The sequence below is a fragment of the Streptomyces spongiae genome, from assembly GCF_009377185.1.
Lineage (GTDB): Bacteria > Actinomycetota > Actinomycetes > Streptomycetales > Streptomycetaceae > Streptomyces > Streptomyces spongiae.
In genome coordinates, this window is record NZ_VJZC01000032.1 from 21157 (window position 1) to 40088 (window position 18932).

General features: G+C 70.4%; 14 protein-coding genes. All 14 read right to left on the reverse strand.

Going from position 1 to position 18932, the window contains the following annotated elements:
- Positions 1-41: 41 nt before the first annotated feature.
- Entirely contained in the window at positions 42-836 is a 795-nt protein-coding gene (locus tag FNH08_RS07745; protein WP_322723968.1) for a rhamnogalacturonan acetylesterase, read from the reverse strand.
- Positions 837-942: 106 nt separating this feature from the next.
- Complete coding sequence (locus FNH08_RS07750) at positions 943-2295, reverse strand: ABC transporter substrate-binding protein (RefSeq protein ID WP_152770564.1); 1353 nt, start codon at positions 2293-2295, stop codon at positions 943-945.
- Between the two features lie 55 nt (positions 2296-2350).
- Positions 2351-4354 (reverse strand): pectinesterase family protein, encoded by a 2004-nt coding sequence (locus FNH08_RS07755; RefSeq protein ID WP_152770566.1) that lies wholly within the window; start codon positions 4352-4354, stop codon positions 2351-2353.
- Between the two features lie 42 nt (positions 4355-4396).
- Positions 4397-5998, reverse strand: a complete 1602-nt coding sequence (locus FNH08_RS07760; protein WP_322723969.1) for a glycoside hydrolase family 43 protein — start codon at positions 5996-5998, stop codon at positions 4397-4399.
- Positions 5995-6840, reverse strand: coding sequence for a DUF6807 domain-containing protein (locus tag FNH08_RS07765; RefSeq protein ID WP_152770568.1), 846 nt, complete (start codon positions 6838-6840; stop codon positions 5995-5997). Before FNH08_RS07765 ends, FNH08_RS07760 begins: the two co-directional genes overlap by 4 nt.
- Positions 6837-8024: a Gfo/Idh/MocA family protein gene (locus FNH08_RS07770; RefSeq protein ID WP_152770569.1), complete on the reverse strand. Its 1188-nt coding sequence runs from the start codon at positions 8022-8024 to the stop codon at positions 6837-6839. Before FNH08_RS07770 ends, FNH08_RS07765 begins: the two co-directional genes overlap by 4 nt.
- On the reverse strand, positions 8021-9319 hold the full coding sequence (locus FNH08_RS07775; RefSeq protein ID WP_152770571.1) for a pectate lyase family protein: 1299 nt from the start codon (positions 9317-9319) through the stop codon (positions 8021-8023). Before FNH08_RS07775 ends, FNH08_RS07770 begins: the two co-directional genes overlap by 4 nt.
- Positions 9316-10221, reverse strand: coding sequence for a carbohydrate ABC transporter permease (locus tag FNH08_RS07780; protein WP_407704341.1), 906 nt, complete (start codon positions 10219-10221; stop codon positions 9316-9318). The genes FNH08_RS07775 and FNH08_RS07780 overlap by 4 nt, the downstream gene beginning before the upstream one ends.
- Positions 10218-11153 (reverse strand): carbohydrate ABC transporter permease, encoded by a 936-nt coding sequence (locus tag FNH08_RS07785; protein WP_152770573.1) that lies wholly within the window; start codon positions 11151-11153, stop codon positions 10218-10220. The genes FNH08_RS07780 and FNH08_RS07785 overlap by 4 nt, the downstream gene beginning before the upstream one ends.
- 168 nt (positions 11154-11321) lie before the next feature.
- A complete protein-coding gene (araD, locus tag FNH08_RS07790; protein WP_152770575.1) occupies positions 11322-13067 on the reverse strand; it encodes an L-arabinonate dehydratase in 1746 nt (581 codons plus the stop codon).
- A complete protein-coding gene (locus FNH08_RS07795; RefSeq protein ID WP_152770577.1) occupies positions 13064-13975 on the reverse strand; it encodes a dihydrodipicolinate synthase family protein in 912 nt (303 codons plus the stop codon). Before FNH08_RS07795 ends, araD begins: the two co-directional genes overlap by 4 nt.
- Positions 13972-14628, reverse strand: coding sequence for a GntR family transcriptional regulator (locus FNH08_RS07800; protein ID WP_152770580.1), 657 nt, complete (start codon positions 14626-14628; stop codon positions 13972-13974). Before FNH08_RS07800 ends, FNH08_RS07795 begins: the two co-directional genes overlap by 4 nt.
- A 163-nt stretch (positions 14629-14791) precedes the next feature.
- Complete coding sequence (locus FNH08_RS07805; RefSeq protein ID WP_152770582.1) at positions 14792-15541, reverse strand: MBL fold metallo-hydrolase; 750 nt, start codon at positions 15539-15541, stop codon at positions 14792-14794.
- Positions 15542-15714: 173 nt separating this feature from the next.
- A partial coding sequence (locus tag FNH08_RS07810; RefSeq protein WP_152770584.1) for a tetratricopeptide repeat protein occupies positions 15715-18932 on the reverse strand: 3218 nt, incomplete at its 5' end.

An 18932-nucleotide genomic window follows, 5' to 3' on the forward strand; every position in this document is an offset into this window, starting at 1 on the left:
AAGAATGAGGGGGGCCGGTGCCGCATCAGGGGCGCGGGGAACTACGCCTCCGGCCAAGTGATCCAGGACTCCGGGATCTCGTCGTCCAGCCGACGGACATCCCGCGGCGTCAACACCCGCCGACGCAGCAACTCACCCGCCACCAGCCGGGCCACGGCGATCGCCCCCGGCGGATTGAAATGCGTGTTGTCCTGCTCGGTCCCGGTCCAGTTGAAGTACTTCTTGGTCTCCTCGACACCGAGCCGCTGCCACAGGGCGATGGACAGCGCCTGGATGTCGAGCAGTGCGACGCCCTCCTCCTCGGCGAGGGCCCGCATGGCCGCCGGATAGTCGCCGTGGGTCGGCAGCGCTTTGCCGTCCGGGTCGAACTTCCTGCGCTCGACGGAGGTGGCGAGCACAGGACGGGCCCCGCGGGCGCGCGCCCCGTCGACGTACAGACGCAAGTAGTCCTGGTACGTCGTCCAGGGCTCGGTGTAGCGCGCGGGATCGGCGGCCTTGGAGTCGTTGTGCCCGAACTGGATCACGAGGAAGTCGCCGGGCCGGACGACGTCGAGGATGGCGTCCAGCCGCCCCTCGTCGACGAAGCTCTTCGAACTCCGCCCGTTCACCGCATGGTTGGCGACCGGCACGTCCTTGCTCAGAAAGAAGGGGAGAGCCATGCCCCAGCCGGTCTCGGGGGCCGCGTCCGCGTACTTCTGGGCGGCGGTGGAGTCACCGGCGATGTAAACCGTCCGTACGCGACGGGAACCTGAGGAGGCCGTGGCGGGCGTAGCCGCGACGGCAAGAGGAACAGCGGCGAGCGCCGCGGTGGTGACCTGTCTGCGGGTGAGTGACACGGGGGTGCCTTTCGAAGTGGTGGGCGAGCCCCGCGCCCCTTTAGGGGCGCGGGGAACTGCGCGACAAGCCACAACGGGCCGTCAGCCGAAAACCCGACCTGCAGAACTACGAACCCTTCTGCTCATTCCACTCGGACTGCGCCTTGTTCAGCTGGTCGGCCAACGTGTCCAAGAACTCCTTGGCACTCATGGACCCGTTCACCACCTTCTGGAAGTTCGGCTCGTTGTCCGTCTTCGAGATCGTGTTCCAGTCCGGCAGGTAGTACGGCAACTGCACGATCGTCGTGGAACCGTCCGTCAGCGCCTCGGCAGCCAGCTTCGTCGGTTCGGACTTGGAGATCCACGCGTCCTTCGCGGCGTCGTTGTTGGACGGCACCTGCCCCGCGGACTCGTTGAACTTGGAGTTCTCCGCCTTCGAGGTGGCGAACTCGATGAACTTCCAGGCGGCCTCCTTGTTCTTGGATGCCTTGAACACGCCGAGCCCATCAACGGGGTTGGACACCTGGACCCGCTTACCGGCGGAGCCAACAGGCTGCGGGATGCCACGGAACTTGTCGACGCCGAGCGCCTTCACATGGTCCTGGTAGGAGCCCAGGTTGTGGTTCAGCATTCCGATGGTGCCGGAGTCCCACTGGGCGACCATCTTGGTGAAGTCGTTGTTGAGGTCGGCCGCGGGGGTGACCTTCTTGTAGAGGCCGACGTACTTCTCCAGGGCCTCCACGTTCTTCGGGTCGTTGACCGTGGTCTTCTCACCGCTGGAGTCCCAGAACGACGTGATGCCGGACTGCCCGTACATCGCGTCCAGCGCCTGCGCGATGGAGCCGGCGCCACCGCGGATGGTGTAGCCGAACTCGTTCTTGCCCTTGTCGGTGAGCTTGTCCGCGGCCTCGTAGAACTTGTCCCAGGTGGTCGGCTCGTCCAGGCCCGCCTTCTTGAACAGGTCGGTGCGGTAGTACAGGACACCGTTGTTCGCGGAGGTCGGGATCGAGTACAGCGTGCCGTCGCCCCCGCCCGCGGCCTTGAGCGACTCGACCATGTCCTTGTTGAGCTTGCCGCTCAGGGAGGACTTGGAGAGGCGGCTGTCGAGCGGCTCCAGCGCGTTCTGCGCGGCGAACCCGGCGAGCATCGCCGCGCCGACGCCTCCGACGTCCGGCAGTCCGCCGCCCTGGAGGGAGGTGTCGACCTTGGACTGGTACTCGGTGGCCGCGATCCCGACGTACTTGACCTTGATGTCCGGGTTCGCCTTCTCGAAGTCGGCGATGATCTCCTTCCAGATGTCGGTGCGGACACCGCCGTTGTTGTCCCAGAAGACGATCTCTCCCTTGCCGCTGCCCTCGGCGCCCTTGTCACCGGCCGCGCCGCTGCCGTCGTCGCCGCAGGCGGTGGCGGTCAGGGCGAGGGCGGATCCCAGGGCGACGGCGATGGCGGCGCGCCTGCTTCTGCGAATGCTGATCTTCATTGAACGGCTCTTCTCTTCTGGATCCAACGAGGGTTCGTTATGAAGTTGTGGGGGGTCAGCGGCGGCCGACGTGCGGCGCCCAGCCGTCCGTCCCCGCCAGGTACTTGGTGACGGTGTACGAGTCCGCGTCCGCCGCCGGCAGCTGCGGCCGGTCGGCGGTGACCGTGGCGCCGGGCCCGTACGTGCGGTACTCGGCGAACCGGGCGTCCTTCCACGAGAAGCCGCTCATGTCGGTCCACGGCGACGACTTGACCGCGGCGGGCAGCCGGGTGTCCCGGAACAGGACCTGGGCGACGGCGTTCGGCTCACCGCCCGGGTGCCAGGGACGGCCGAGGTGGAAGGTGTCGGCGGGAGCGTCACTGACGACCTTCGACTTCGTGATCAGGAAGCCGTACGGGTTGTCCTTCCAGGTCGAGGCGGCCGTGATGTAGCCGTTGTTGGTGGCCGAGTCGCGGCTCAGGGCCTTGATCACCGAGCGCTCGATGACCGTGGTCGCCCGCCCGTAGATGAAGTCGACGTCGCCCTCGATGTAGGAGTCGCGGACGTAGACCCGGCTGATCACGTCCAGCTTCGGGCTGTCGGTCATCAACGTGTCCTGGTTGCCCAGGAAGGCCGTGTCCTCGAAGACGATCCGGTCGCCCGTCGTCTTCATCGCCAGGGCCTGCTCGCCGTTCAGCTCGTGCGCGGCCTCGTCGAAGTCGTTGCTGAAGGTGAGGTGGCGGGCCGTCACGTCGTTCGCGAGGATGCGCACGGTGGCGCTTCCGTTGGAGCCGCCGTACGCGGCGGGCGTGTCGAAGACGATGACGGTGTCCGAGCGGTCCCGGCCGGTCCCCTGCAGCACGATCCTCGGCTTGGTCGCGGGGATCAGGACCTTCTCGCGGTACGTCCCGGGTGCGATCCGGATCGTGACGGTGCCGTCGTTGCCCTCTGGCACCGCGTCCACGGCGGCCTGCACGGTCGGGTACTCGGCGGGCACGTTCAGCACGGTGTTCGTGCCGAGCTGCTTCTGCGGCCCGGAGAGGCGGGTGACCAGGGCGGGGACGGCGGCGGCCGGGTCGAGCCGGTAGGCGTAGAAGTCCTTCGGGTCGAAGGCCGTACCCCACGCGTCCTGCCGCCCCGTCGTGTTCCTCAGGATCGACCCGCGCTGCACCAACTCGGCGGTGGTGTCGGCCTGGTAGGGGTGCTGGACGCCGTCGTAGTAGCTGTTCTCGATGACCATTCTGGTCCGGCCACGCGACCAGTTGCCGTAGGTCCACACGGGGTCGCCGTCCGCGAGCTGCGCCGAGAGGTAGTTGTTGTAGAGATGCGCGTAGGCGCAGTTGTCGGCGGACGGGTTGCGCTGCTTGGTGTCGCGGAACCAGTTGTGGTCGATCGTGATCTGCGTCCTGACGTTCGTGGTCCAGCCGATGCCGAACGTCTTGTTGTTCTCCGTGAACTGGTTGTAGGAGACGGTGACGTACTCGCTGTCCTTGCGGATGTCGAGCTGGCCGTCGCAGATCCGTGAGAAGCGGTTGTGGTCGATCCAGACGTGGTGGACGGAGTCCATCTGGATGCCGTCGAAGTCGGTGTCCTTGCAGTCCCAGTTGCCCTCGACCGCGGAGTCCCGGATGGTCAGGTTCCGGATGATCACGTTGTGGGTGCCGGGGTTGAGGTGGAACTCGCCCTGGACGAGCTCCCCCTTGGTGCCGACTCCGATGATGGTCTTGTTCGAGGCGACGACGACGTTCGCGCCGAAGGGCTCGGCCTTGATCGTGCCGGCGACCCGGATGATGTACGGCTCCTCGGCGACCGCGTACTTCTCCAGGGACGCCTGGTCGGTGACGGTCACCACCTTGCCGCCCGCCCCGCCGCTGGTCCCGCCGTCGAGGGAGGCGAAGCCGTGGGCCTTGTCGCTCCAGGTCCGGTGGGCCCCGGAGACGGACGCGGGCACGGCGGCGTCGGCCGGGGTGAGGGCCCCGAGTCCCAGCGAGGCCACCAGGACGGTGACCGCGGCCAGGGCCCGGCCGAGGCCCGGTCTTGGCCGGGCCTTCGACAAGCGCTTGCTACGGAGGTGCGTCATTGCGGCTCCCAACAGGCGTATCAGGCGTGCGGGTGGGGTGGGTTACGAGGGGAGGTGCGAGGGGGTGATCCGGAACTGCGTGAACGTGGCCGCCCCGGCATGTCCCCCGCCGGTGGGAGCGAGGGCGAACAGGCCGAGCAGGGCGCCGACCCAGCGCCAGGGGGTGGCGGCGAAGACCTGGCCGGAGGGCTGGAAGCCGTGGCCGTCCCCGGTGTCGTACGAGAAGCGGCAGCGCGCCCCGGCGCCGATCTCGATCCGCAGCCGGGCCCGTCCCTCGGGGGCCGGCCGGGGGTGGGCGGCGTCCCGTTCCCGGTCGGCGACCGACTCGCCGAACCGGTGCACGAGGTGCACGCTCCCGTCCGCGCCCCGCTGGAGCCCGATCCAGGTGAACGCGTCTCCGAGGACAGCGAGCCCGGCCCGGGCGCCCTCCTCCTCGCTGTCGAGCCGGAGTTCGACCTCCACGGTCACGGGGACGCCGGGCAGCCGCTGGGTGAGCACGTGCGGCAGCTTGCGCAGGTCGTGTGCGTCGACCGTCCGTACGCAGGTCAGCCGCAGTCCGTCACCGGAGTGGTGGGTGGCCCAGCCGTCCTGGGGGTTGGCGGTCCACTGCCACTGGCGTCCGAAGCGGCCGCCGGGGAAGTCGTCGTCGGTGGCGGGCGCGGCGGGCGGCTGCGGCGGCAGGTCGGGCTTGCGGTGGCCGGTGACGGGGGTTCCCTCGTCACCCATCACCGGCCACCCTCCCTCACTCTCGGCTTCGCTCGAGCGGGAGGTGCCCCCAGTCCTCCAGCACATGGGCTGGAGGTGTACGACCCGGCCGTACGCGCCCCGCTGCTGGAAGTGCAGGAACCAGTCCTCACCGTTCTGGGTGCGCACCCAGCCGCCCTGGTGGGGGCCGTTGACGTCGGTGTCGCCCTGCTCCAGGACGATCCGCTCCTCGTACGGGCCGAAGAAGCCGCGGGAGCGGAAGGCGCCCTGCCAGCCGGTCTCGACGCTCCCGGCCGGGGCGAGGATCCAGAACCAGCCGTCGTGCCGGTACAGCTTGGGCCCTTCGAGGGTGAACCAGCCCGGCAGCCGGTCCCCGTCGACGATCACCTTGCCCTCGTCCAGCAGGCTGGTGCCGTCGGGGTGCATCCGGTGCCCGGTGAGCCGGTTCTTGATCCCGGAGCGGGACTTGGCCCAGGCGTGCACGAGGTACGCCTCGCCGGTCTCCTCGTCCCACAGGGGGCAGGCGTCGATCAGCCCCTTGCCCGCCTTGATCAGGTGGGGGCGGGTCCAGGGGCCGCGTATCTCGGGGGCGTTGACCTGGAAGATCCCCTGGTCGGGGTCGCCCCAGAAGATCCAGAACCGGTCGGCGTGGTGCCGTAACGAGGGCGCCCACACGCCGCAGTCGTGCCGTGGCGTGCGGAACTCGCTCCCTGGCTCCAGGCGCTGCAGGGCATGCCCGACCAGCGTCCAGTTGACCAGGTCGCGGGAGTGCAGCAGCGGCAGTCCGGGGGCGCGGCCGAAGCTTGACGCGGTGAGGTAGTAGTCGTCGCCGACGCGGACGACGTCGGGGTCCGACCAGTCCGCGCCCAGGACCGGGTTGCGGTAGGTGCCGTCGCCAAGGTCGGCGCTGAACGCGGACGCTGCTTCCGTGCTCGTCACGGGCTCACCGCCTTCCGGACGAGGGCCGCCGCACCGTCCCGGTCGAGGGTGCCGTCGGCGACGACCGTCACGACCCGCCGTACGACGGTCTCCCCCGGCCCGATCGGCACGCGCTCGTCGTGGGCGAGGGAGGAGCCCACGCCGGGGTACTCCTCGGTGCGCACGAACCACGGGTCCTGGCGGGTGGCGTCGGTGGCGCCGGCGAAGACGAGCGTCCAGGTGGAGCCGGCGAGCGCGAGCCAGTCGGCGCGGGTGCCGTGGACCTGCGGCTCGCCCTCGCTGTCCAGGGTGAACACACGCGGCGCGTCGGCCTCCTTGCGGGCGCGCCAGAAGAAGCCGCCGTAGGCAGCGCCGGGCCGCCCGTTGGTGGCGGGGCTGCCGATCGACAGCGGGCCCGGGGTGATGTTGGTGAGGGAGAACGTGAAGTCCAGCGCCCAGGCGGAGTCGGTGAGTTCGGTGGCCGCGACCGTACGGCGCTCTCGTAACAGCTCGTCTCCGGCCGCCACCCAGCGCAGCTCCTCGACGAAGCCGTCGGGGTCGCGGAGCTGGAAGGCGGTGTGCCGCTGGGAGCCGTGGTTGTCGAGCTCGGTCGGGCCCTGGTCGCGGACGAAGGTGCGCCCGCCCCAGAAGTTGTGCCCCTCGACGTCGGGAACGGCGACACCGACGCCGAGGTGGTGCAGATGGTCGGCCGGACTCAGTTCGGTGACGGCCGTACCGGACAGGGTGGTGACGGGGTGCAGATAGGGGCGTGGGGAGAGCCTGGTGGGCAGCTCGGGGCGGGTGGTGTAGCGGCCGACCGGTCGGCCCGCGATGCGCAGGACCAGCGAGTCGTTGTTCGTCATGAGCTCACCTCTTTCGCGGAAGCTGTGGGGAGGGCCCAGGGGGCGCCCAGCTCGGAGTAGAGGGCGAGGGTGTCGGCGGCCGAGGCGACCAGGCCGTCGATGCCGTGCACGACGCGGCGGTTCTCGTCGGGCAGGAGGTGCCAGGTTCCGGCCGGCAGCGCGGCCGGGTCGGGTGCCTGGCGAATCGCTTCGACGACCTTCATGAAGGCGCCCGTCACGTCGGGTGTGACCAGCAGTTCAGTGCCGTCGACCAGGTGGTCGACGAGGTTCTCCAGCAGGTCGGTACGGCCGTACTCGGTCTCCTCGGGCCCGTGCCCGGCCCGCTGGACGAGGACGCGGTCCTGCTTGTACCAGAAGGTGATCCGGCCGCTGGTGCCGTGCACGACGACGTACGGCTCGCCGGGGTGCTCGGCGCACAGCGTGGCGGCCACGGTGACGCGGCCGTCGGCGGCCGTGGTGATCCGCACGCAGGAGGTGTCGTCGGACTCGATGTCGTTGGCGCGCAGCAACTCGGTCTCGATGCCGGTGACGTCCTCGGCGCGGGTGGCCTCCGCGAGCGCGAGTCCGGTGGCGACGGCGTGGGCGAGCGGGTTGGTGAGGGCGCCGTCGATGACGTCGACGCCGTTCAGTCGCCGCTTGCCCGCCCAGGGCGCCCGCCGGTAGTAGGCCTCGTCGCGTGCCCACGCCCCGGCCCCGCCGACGCCGGTGACCTCGCCGAGGGCGCCCTCCGCGATCAGCTCGCGGATCGCGGGCAGGGCGTGCGAGCCCAGCGACTGGAAGCCGATCTGGCAGGCCACCCCGGTCTCGGCGACCCCGTCGGCCATACGGCGGAACTCGGCGTACGACGGCGCCGGGGGCTTCTCCAGCAGGAGGTGGACGCCCCGCTCGGCCGCGGTGAGCGCGAGGTCGGTGTGGGTGGGGATGGGGGTGCAGATGACGGCGATCGCGGCACCGGTCGAGTCCAGCAGCGCCCCGAAATCCGGGGACTGCTCGGGCGTGCCCAGGCCCTCCAGCTCCTCCTCGGTCAGCGGGGTCAGCTCGCAGACCCCGGCGAGCCGGACGATCCCCTTGTCCGCCAGGCGGCGGATGTTGGCCAGGTGCCAGCGGCCGTGCCCGCGGGCTCCCGCCAGGACGACGGGCAGCGGGGTGTCGTAGGAGCCCTTCGGGGCCGTCGGAGTGGTCATCGGATCCTCCCGGCGCCCGCGCCGCGGGCGACCTCGCGGTCCGCCTGCCGGGCGCTGTCGATCTCCCCGTGCAGCGTGGGCGTCCAGCCGACGTCGGCGGTCAGGTCGCGTTCGCTGCCGGAGTTGTACGCGTTGTAGATGGTCAGCAGGTCGACGGGGTAGCCGTTGAAGAGGCTGCCGGTGGCGTGGAGGGCGGTGCCGTTCCAGCTCTTGACGAGGTCGGCGACCTCGATGTGTCCGGGCGCGGTGAAGGCGTTGTTCTCGGCGTAGACGGCGGACTCCGTGGAGACGCCGACCGAGTAGCGGTAGTCGTGCACGTCTTCAGGAACGACGTAGCGGTTGTTGTAGACGTGCACCTGCCCGAAACGGACGCGCGGCGCGCGCTGGACGACGCCCTCGAACTCGTTGTGGTGCAGGGTGACGCGCAGCTTGCCGCGGTCCCCGGTGGCCGTGTCGCCGTTGCCGATGAGCATCGCCTTGTCGTGGTCGGCGAACCGGCTCCAGGACACCGTCACGAGGTCGGACCCGTTGGTGATGTCGAGCAGCCCGTCGTGGCGCAGGTAGTTGCGGGCGAAGTAGGTGGGCTCGTCCTCGTCGGGGTGGCCCTTGTCGGACAGCGTGACGTGGTCGACCCACACATGGCTCGCGCCGCGCAGCCAGATGGTGTCGTACGCGGTCTTCCAGTCGCCGAGGCCGCCGTTGTTGGGCTGCCAGACGGGGAAGCAGTCGTAGGCGTCGCGGAGTTCGAGGTTGCGGATGATCACGTTGTCCGCGTCCCTGACCTGGAGGCTCGCGCCCTTGAGGACGGCCCGGTCGCCGAGGCCGACGATGGTGGTGTTGGAGCCGACGGCCAGCTCGACCCGCTCGGCCTGCTGCGCCGCCGAGGCCTGCCTGGCCTCCTCCTGGGGGCCGCTCGGCTTGGCGGAGCCCCAGGTGCGCGGGTCGTAGGCGGCCAGGTACTTCTTCAGGTCGTAGCCGTCACTCGTGTAGTCGTCGCAGTCCAGCTTGTCGCCGTCGTCGGTGGTGTTGGCGTCGATGGTGCCCGCGATCCGGATGATCTTCGGGGTGGCGCTGCCTCCGTCGAGCGCCCGGACCAGCTCGCTGCGGTTGCGTACGGTGAAGACGTGGGCGTCGTCGGCGGTGGAACCCCCCGTGGTCCCACCGTCGGCCGCCGCCCAGCCGTCGTCGGCGGCGAGTGTGTCACGGCTGATGTCGCGGGACTCGGCCCCGGCGGGGGTACTGAGCAGCAGACCCAACGCCCCGACGACGACCGCCAGTTGCAGCTGCTTTCTCATCCCTTCACCGCCCCCGCGCTGAAGCCGGTGATCAGCCACTTCTGGATGAAGGCGAACACGATCACTACGGGTACGGCGGCGATGATGCCCCCGGCGGCGAGCGCGCCCAGGTCGACGCTGTCGGCGCTGAGCAGGGTGTTCAGGCCGACGGGGATGGTCTGCTTCTCCTGGTTGGAGAGGAACATCAGCGCGAACAGGAAGTGGTTCCAGGAGTGCACGAAGGCAAAGGAGCCGACGGCGATCAGGCCGGGCCGCAGCAGTGGCAGCACGACCACCCGGAAGCCGCTGAACCGGTTGCAGCCGTCGACCCAGGCGGCCTCTTCCAGCGAGTACGGCACGTTCTTGATGAACCCGCTGATCAGGATCATCGACAGCGGCAGCTGGAAGACCGTCTCGGCGATGATGACACTGCCCAGCGAGTTGATCATCCGCATCTCGGCGAAGATCTGGAACAGCGGCACCAGCAGCAGCGCGCCCGGCACGAACTGGGAGCACAGCAGCGCCAGCATGAACGCGCGCTTGATCCTGAAGTTGAAGCGGGCCAGCGCGTAGCCGCCGGCGAGGGCGACGATCGTGGTCATGAAGAGGGTGGCGACGCCCACGAGGACGCTGTTCTGGAAGTAGGTGCCGAAGGACCGCTCCGTCCACACCTTCTCGAAGTGCTCGAACGTGATGGGCCACGGCACGAGCGAGGTGGAGCCGGGCTCGCGCAGGGCGAAGAGCAGGATCCAGTAGAAGGGGATGAGCGTGAAGACCAGGTAGATCGAGAGGGGCAGGTAGATCTGCCAGCGGGGTACCTCGTCCCAGGCGCGCCGGGCTTTCCCCGGTCGGCGCGGGGGCTCCTCGGCCTCGGGGGCGGGGGCCACCGGGGCGTCGCTGATCTCGGCGTCCTTGGTGATCACTTGTCCTCGCCTCCGAACTTGCTCAGCCGCAGATAGACCATCGAGCAGAAGAGCAGAATCACGAACGCGACCGTGGTCAGGGCGGACGCGTAGCCGAAGTTGTGGGCGTCGACGGATGTGTTGGCGATGTAGAGCGGGAGCGTCGTGGTCTCGCCCGCGGGTCCGCCGCCGGTCAGGGTGTAGAGCAGGTCGACGTTGTTGAACTCCCACACCGCGCGCAGCAGCGTGGACAGGATGATCGCGTCCTTCAGGTGCGGCAGTGTGATGTGGACGAACTGCCGGAAGCGGCTGGCGCCGTCGACCTCGGCGGCCTCGTACAGGTCCTTCGAGACGGACTGGAGGTCGGCGAGGATGAGGATCGCGAAGAAGGGCACACCGCGCCAGAGGTCGGCGACGATCGCGGCCGGGAACACGGTCGAGGTGTCGGAGAGCCAGCTGGTGCCGTACTCGCCGATGCCCATGTCCGCGAGGTAACGGGTGATACCTGTCTGGGAGTTGTAGAGCAGCACCCAGATCGCGGAGGTGAGCACACCGGAGACGGCCCACGGTGAGAAGACCATCGCGCGGCTCAGCGCCCGGCCCACGAAGCTCTGGTTGACGATCAGTGCGAGCGCCAGGCCGAACAGCAGCTGTAATCCGACCTCGACGACGACCCACTTGGCGCTGAAGACCAGGGTGTCCCAGAAGACGGGGTCCTTGGTGAAGGCGTGGACGAAGTTGTCGAAGCCCGCGTAACCGTTCCGCCAGGGCTTGGTGGGGTTGTAGTTCTGCAGGCTGTAGTAGAAGACGCTGATGACCGGGTAGGCGATGAAGCCGAGCATCAGCAGGCCCGCCGGCGCGATCAGCAGGTACGGGAGCCTGCGCGGCGTGGCTGATCCGCGACGCCGCCGGGGTGGCGTGGGCGGTTTCGCCACGGCTGCGGCTTGGGCCATGACTGGTCTCCGTTCAGTACGTCGTACGGTCTTGTGCGGGTGCTCTTGGTGCTCTTTGTGCGGGTGCCTCTTCGTGCAGGCGCCTCTTCGTGCGGGTGCCTCTTCGTGCAGGTGAAGCGCTTTCTTCGGGTGCACACGGCGGCGACGGCGGCGTCAGCCGTTGGGGGTTCAGCCCGCGTAGGGGTCGGCCACCTTGCCCGGACGGGCCAGGAACTCGAAGTCGCAGCCGGTGTCGGCCTGCGTGATCTGGTCGTTGTAGAGCGCGCCGTAGCCACGCTCGTACCGCTCGGGCGGCGGGGTCCACGCGGCCCTGCGGCGCTCCAACTCGTCGTCGTCCACGCCCAGATGCAGGGTGCGCGCCTCGACGTCGAGGGTGATGCTGTCCCCGGTGCGGACGAGCGCGAGCGGCCCGCCGATGTAGGACTCGGGCGCGATGTGCAGCACACACGCGCCGTAACTCGTGCCGCTCATGCGGGCGTCGGAGATCCGCACCATGTCCCGGACGCCCTGCTTCAGCAGGTGGTCGGGGATGGGGAGCATCCCGTACTCGGGCATGCCCGGGCCGCCCTTGGGACCGGAGTTGCGCAGCACGAGCACGCTGTCGGCGGTGATGTTCAGGGACGGGTCGTTGATGGTCCGCTGCATCGTCCGGTAGTCGTCGAAGACGACCGCGGGACCGGTGTGCTTGAGCAGGTGCGGCTCGGCGGCGATGTGCTTGATGACCGCGCCGTCCGGGCAGAGGTTGCCGCGCAGCACGGCGACCCCGCCCTCCTTCGCGACCGGGTTCTCACGGGTGCGGATGACGGCGTCGTTGTGGACGAGCGCGCCGTCGAGCTGCTCGCGCATCGTGTCGTACGACACCGTCGGCCGGTCCAGGTGGAGGAGATCGGTGATCCGGGACAGGAAGCCGGGGAGCCCGCCCGCGAAGTGGAAGTCCTCCATCAGGTACGTCTGTCCGCCCGGCCGGACGTTGGCCAGCACCGGCACCGTGCGCGCGATGCGGTCGAAGTCGTCGAGCGTGAGCCGGACTCCGGCGCGGCCGGCCATGGCGATCAGATGGATGACCGCGTTGGTGGAACCGCCGAGTCCTAGGACGGTGGTCACCGCGTCCTCGAAGGCGTCAGCGGTGAGGATCTCGGACAACTTCCGGTCCCTGCGGACGAGTTCGACGATCCTGAGGCCGGAGGCAGCGGCCATCCGGTCGTGCCCGGAGTCCACGGCCGGGATGCTGGACGCGCCCGGAACGGTGACCCCGAGTGCCTCGGCGGCGGCGGTGAGCGTGGAGGCCGTGCCCATGGTCATGCAGTGACCGGGCGAGCGGGCCAGTCCGCTCTCCAGCTCTTGCATCTCGCAGTCGCCGATGAGCCCGGCGCGCTTGTCGTCCCAGTACTTCCACATGTCGGTGCCGGAGCCGAGGACCTCGTTGCGCCAGTGGCCCGGCAGCATGGGCCCGGCGGGCACGAACACGGTCGGCAGGTCGACGGAGGCGGCGCCCATGAGCAGCGCGGGCGTGGACTTGTCGCAGCCGCCCATCAGCACGGCCCCGTCCACCGGGTACGAGCGCAGCAGTTCCTCGGTCTCCATCGCGAGCATGTTGCGGTAGAGCATCGGGGTCGGCTTCTGGAAGGTCTCGCTGAGCGTCGACACCGGGAACTCCAGCGGGAAGCCGCCGGCCTGCCACACGCCCCGCTTGACCGCCTGCGCGCGATCACGGAGGTGCACATGACAGGGGTTGATGTCGGACCAGGTGTTGAGGATCGCGATGACCGGCTTGCCCAGGTGCTCCTCGGGCAGATAGCCGAGCTGGCGGGTGCGGGCCCGGTGGCTGAAGGAGCGCAGCCCGTCCGTGCCGTACCACTGGTGGCTTCTGTACTCCTCGGGACGCTTCTCCGTCCGGTTCTCCCGGCTCGTCATACGGACCACCCGGCGGCGATGGCGGCGACCTCGGCCCGTTCGCCGTCGGGCAGCGCCCTGCTCGGCGGCCGGACGTCGCGGCGGCACAGGCCGAGCGAGGCGAGGGCCTCCTTGACCACGGTCACGTTGTTGGCGGAGCCGTTGGCGGCGCGCAGTTCCTCGAAGCGGCGGATCTGCTCCCACACCTTCATGGCGGCCGGGTAGTCCCCGGATCGAAGCGCTTCGATCATGTTCAGCGAGACGGCCGGGGCGACGTTCACCAGCCCCGAGGTGAAGCCGGTGGCGCCCGCGGAGAAGTACGAGGGCGCGTACGGCTCGGCGAGCCCCGCCACCCACACGAAGCGGTCGAGCCCCGCGTCCCGCGCGAAGGCGGCGAACCGGGCGGCGTCCGGCACGGCGTACTTGACGCCGATGACGTTCGGGCAGGCGTCGGCGAGTTCGGCGAGCCGGGCGCCCGGCAGCAGCGCGTTGCGCAGGTACGGGACGACGCCCAGCTCGGGCACGGCCTCGGCGACGGCACGGTGGTAGTCGACCCAGCCGGCGTCCGACACGTACGGGTGGACGGGCTGGTGGACCATGACCATCTGCGCGCCGACCTCACGGGCGTGCCGGGCGGAGGCCACGGCGGTGGGCACGTCGTGCCCGACCCCGACGAGGACGACCCCCCGGTCGCCGGCCTCGTCCATGGTCAGCTCGGTGACGAGCTTCCGCTCCTCGGGGGTCAGCGCGTAGAACTCACCGGTGTTGCCGTTCGGCGTGAGGGTCCTGATCCCGCCGTCGAGCAGCCGACGCAGCAGGGCCCGGTGGGTGTCCCGGTCGACGGTGCCGTCCTCGGCGAACGGTGTCACCGGGATCGCCACGACGTCGGCCAGGGCCGCCCGTTGGGTCTCGTACGTCACGCTGCTCATTGATGGCCTTCCTCTTCGTGGGCCTCGGGGAAGGCCCGCTGGACGAACGACGCGATGTGCGCGTGGAGGGCGGCGGCGGCCCCGTCGGCGTCGCCGCCGAGGGCGAGCCGCAGGATCTCCCGGTGCTCGGCGGCCTCCCGCTCCCAGGAGGGGTTGGCGGCCCAGGCGACCGCCGAGACGAGCGCGGCCTGGTCCCGTACCTCGTCGAGCATCCGGCCGAGGAGCGGGTTGCCGCAGGACGTGTACAGGGCGCGGTGGAACTCCCGGTTGGCGAGGGAGCGCTCCGCCGTGTCCGCCGCCCGGTCGGAGCGGGCGAGCGCGTCCCGGGCCACCTCCAGGGAGGCCCCGCGCCGCACTGCCCGCCGCAGGGCCTCCGGCTCCAGGAGCAGCCGTACGTCGTACACCTCGCGTGCCATGTCCGCGTCCACCATGCGCACCGTGACGCCCTTGTACTGGCTCATCACGACGAGCCCCGTCCCGGCCAGCGTCTTCAGCGCCTCGCGCACGGGCGTCTTGGAGACCCCGAACTGCGCGGCGAGCTCGGTCTCGACGAGCGCCTGGCCCGGCGTCAGCTGCCCGGTGAGGATGCGGTGTTTGATCCCCTCCAGCACGAACTGCGTGCGGGACGGGATCGGGGTGGGCACAGAGGTCATGCGCGCCTCTCGGATCTCACATATCGCGTCTCATATATGACGTACGAAGTACGACGCGTTGAAGGTAGGAGGGGTCCTGTGTTTCGTCAATGCTTCTGACAAACGAAGTTGGGGTGACGCACGGGGCCAGGGCTACGGAACTGGGCTTTCCCGTCCCGGGTTCTCACACGACCGTGGTGCCGCCCTCACGCGCGCACTCGGTCGGTCCGCCGAAGACCGCGGCGGCCCGCTCGGCCGCCGACTCGCGGGTGAGCGTGGGCCCGACATGGGTGACCAGGAGCCTGCCCGCGCCCTTCGCGTAGGCGCCCGCGTCCTCGGGGGTGAGGTGCACGCGCCGTTCGCCTTCGCGATGCCGGTCGATGTCCGCCTCGCACAGGAACAGGTCGGCGCCGGCGGAGAGGTCGGCGAGCGCGTCGCACGGTCCGCTGTCCCCGGAGTACGCCAGGACCCGACCCTGGCACTCGGCGCGCAGCCCGTACGTCTCGATGTCGTGGCTGACGGCACGCGCGCCGAGGTTGAGGTTCCAGTGCCGTACCGCGTGTCCGTCGTACAGGGGACGGAAGTCGAACACACCGCTCAGGAAGGCCGGGTCCGACCGCCCGAGGAACGCCGCGAGCCGCGGTCCGCAGTCGCCCGGCGCGTAGAGGGGAATGGGCGCGGGCAGCCTGAGCCCTCCGTACGCGAACCCGTACGCGGCGGCCAGCAGATCGGCGCTGTGGTCCGCGTGCAGATGGGAGACCCAGATCGCGGTGAGCCGTGTCGGATCCGTGTGCCGCTGCAACTCGGCGAACGTACCGAACCCCGCGTCCACCCACACCTCGGCTCCCCCGCCGCGCAACAGATACCCGGAGCACGGACGCCGTGGCCTCGGGTGCGGGGACGCGGTGCCGAGGACGGTGAGGCTCAGGGGCATGCGGGGAGCGTAAGGCGCCCCCGGGTGCCGCGTCCGTGGAATCGCGGCTCCCATAACCGTCCGTTAAGGCTGTCGTCCGTGAAGGCTGTCGTCCGTCAAGGCTGTCGTCCGTCAAGGCTGTCGGCGGGGCGCCGAGGCCGCTCCTCCTTCGTCCGGCCGTGGCCGGGGCCGCTTCAGGCCGCGGTGCGGGCCACGACGAGGCGGCGGCACTGCTCCGCGCGGTCGGCCGGTTCGCCGTTCATGGCGGAGAGTTCGGCCAGGTAGTGCAGCAGGTCCATGACGAAGGAAGCGTCCGGGCCCCGGTCGAGGAATGCCTCCGTCGCCTCGGTGACGGGCTCGTCCCGTTCCAGGAGGAGCACACGGAACAGCTCCAGGAACCTGATCTCCACCTCGTCCAGTTCCTCGTGCTCGGCCGGTCGCGCGATCAGGTCGGTCCACTGCTCGACACAGGCCGCGAGTCCCGACGTCACCGTGTCCAGCATGGCCTTCTCGAACAGGAGGACGACATCATCGGGGTCGTGCACGAGGGCCTGCTCCAGGTCCTCGCGTGCCTGCGCGTACTGGCCCGCCTCCCGGCGGGCGGCGCCTCGCGCGCCGAGGGCCCCGGCACGGGTCGGCTCGAGCTCGAGAGCGGCGGTGAGATCGGCGACCGCCTCGTCCAGGCGGCCGGCCTGGCGATGGACTTCCCCCCGTTCCACGAGAGCCCAGACATAAGTGGGGCTGAGGTGGAGCGCGGCGGTGAGGTCGGTGACGGCGACGTCCGGGCGACCGGCCTGCCGATGGGCCTGACCACGCCAGGCCAAGGCCCAGCGCGAACCGGGGTCGAGCTCCAGCACGGCCGTGAAGTCCGCGACCGCCTCATCGAAACGACCGGCCTCCCGATGGGCTTCCCCACGGCGCAGCAGAGCCCAGTCGTACACGGGGTCGAGGGCCAGCGCGGCGGTGAAGTCCGCGACCGCCTCGTCGAAGCGGCCCGCCTGACGATGCGCCTCTCCCCGCTCGGCGAGAGCCCAGCCGTACGCGGGGTCCAGCTCCACAGCGGCGGACAGGTCGGCGACCGCCTCATCGAGACGACCGGCCTGACGATGCGCCTGACCACGCCACGCCAGAACCCAGTCCCAAGTGGGCTTCAGAGCCAGCGCGGCCGTGAAGTCCGCGACCGCCTCGTCGAAACGGCCCGCCTCACGATGCGCCTCTCCCCGCTGGGCGAGAGCCCAGGCGTAGACAGGATTGATGTCGAGAGCGGCCGTGAAGTCGGCGACCGCCTCATCGAAACGGCCGGTCAGCCGATGGGTTTCTCCCCGCTGGGCGAGCGCCCAGGCGTACGGGGGGTCGAGATCGGCGGCGGCGGTGAGATCGGTGACGGCCTCTTCGTAACGACCGGCCTGTTGATGGGCCACCCCGCGTTCGGCGAGGGCCCAGGCGTAGGTCGGGTTGAGTTCGAGAGCGGCGGTGAGATCGGCGACAGCCTGGTCGTGCCGGTCGGCCGACCTGTGGGTGATCCCACGCTGGGCGAGGGCCCAGGCGTACGTGGGGTTGAGAACCAGCGCGGCCGTGAAGTCGGCGACCGCCTCGTCGAAGCGGCTCGCCGAGTGGTGGGCTCTTCCACGGGAGACGAGTGCCCACGCCAGGGTGGGGTCGAGGTCCAGAGCGGCCGTGAGGTCGGCGACGGCCTCGTCGAAGCGGCCGGCCTGCCGGTGGGCTCCTCCCCGTACGGCGAGCGCCCAGGCGTACGTGGGATCGAGGTCGAGAGCGGTCGTCAGGTCGCTGACCGCCTGATCGGTACGGCCGTGCCAGGAGTGGACCTCGCCGCGGTAGGCCCAGGGCCGGGCGTTGCGGGGGTCGAGGGAGACGGCCCGGTCGAGTTCCGTCATGGCTTCGTCGTCACGGTCGGCGAGATAGAGGTGCCAGCCCCGGTGGGCGTGCGCCCACGCCCGGGCGGCGGTGTCCAGCCGGCCGTGGGTGAGCAGGGCGGTCAGGACAGCGACGTTGGGTTCTGTGCCGGCGGCGGCTTCCCGGAGCCGCTCGGCCCAGGACAGGAGAGCGGGATCGGCGGTGTCGCGGGCCGCCTGCGCGAAACTGTGGTTCCACTGCTGCAGGACCTCCGTGTTGTCCCGTCCGGCGGCGTGGACGGCCTGCTCCAGCGCCGCCGGCAGGTGGACCGCGGGGTGTGCGCACAGGCGGTGGTACATCTCGTCCAGGAGGTGCCGGCGCCAGCGGGGGTCGCCCCATCGCCTGGCCTCGGGAACGCCCTGTTCGGCGTCCGTGCGCCAGGCGGTGTGCGCGCCCGCCAGCTGGAGGTGCACCGTGGTCCAGCCCTGCGGGGAGTGGGTGCGCTGCTGCCGCACCATGCTCGCGCGCACCACGGCGTGGTACTGCTTGAAGTCGCCGCGGCCGCTGACGAACGGCTGCTCGCACAGCCACCCCCACAGCCCCCGCGCCCGCGGCGGTACGGCGGCGGCGAAGATGTCCTCGTTCAGCTGCGGAGCGAGCGCGCACGCCAGCACCGACTGCTGGTGCTCGTCGTCCCTGATCCCCTCCATGAACCGCTTGACCGCCCTGTCCACCGAGTCCCCGTCGGCGTCGACGGCCTCGGCCGTTCCGGGCCGGTTGAACGCCATGAGTTCCACGAACAGCGGCAGCCCCATCGACAGCTGCACGACCGCCTCGACCACGTCGGGCTCCGTCACCCCTCGTACGGCCAGCAGCGCCCGCGTCTCCGCGTCGGTGAACACATCCAGCGGTACGTCCGCCACCAGCGCCCGCAGCGGTGCCCACTCCCGTTCCGCGAGCTCGTCACGCCCGGCCAGCACCACGATCACGTTGGCCGGAAGCGGACCGAAGGTGTCCTCCAGCAGGTCCCGCAGCCAGCCGTCCAGGTACCGTCCGGTCTGCTCCCAGGTGTCGAGGAACAGCACCACCCACGGGTAACGGCCGGACAACCGGTCCAGCTCGGAGACGAACGCCCGGTTCACGGCCGTGTCACCCGCGCGCCCCCGACGGCCCCTGGCGCGGACTCCCGCCCGGAGCCGGTCCAGCCCCTCGGCCGCCGCGTCCGGGTTCACCATCGTGGTCACGGCCCCGGCCCCGGGGATCACTGTGGCCACACCGCCCAGCGCGGCCTGCGTCACCACCCGGCTCGACACCGAGGCCTCGCTCTGGCCCGGCACCGGTTCGGCGGCCGCCTCCTGTTCCCTGCGGTACTGCTCGGCCGCCTTGTCGAACTCCTTCAGCGGCCCCGCCTGCTCGGCCAGCTGCCGGGCCAGCTCCGTCAGCGCCTGCTGCACGCCGTGGACGTCGTTCTCGTCCACCACCGCGGTGGCCGCACCCGCGCGCCGGGCCGCCTCCTGCCACTGGCGCAGCAGTGTGGACTTGCCCACCCCGCCCACTC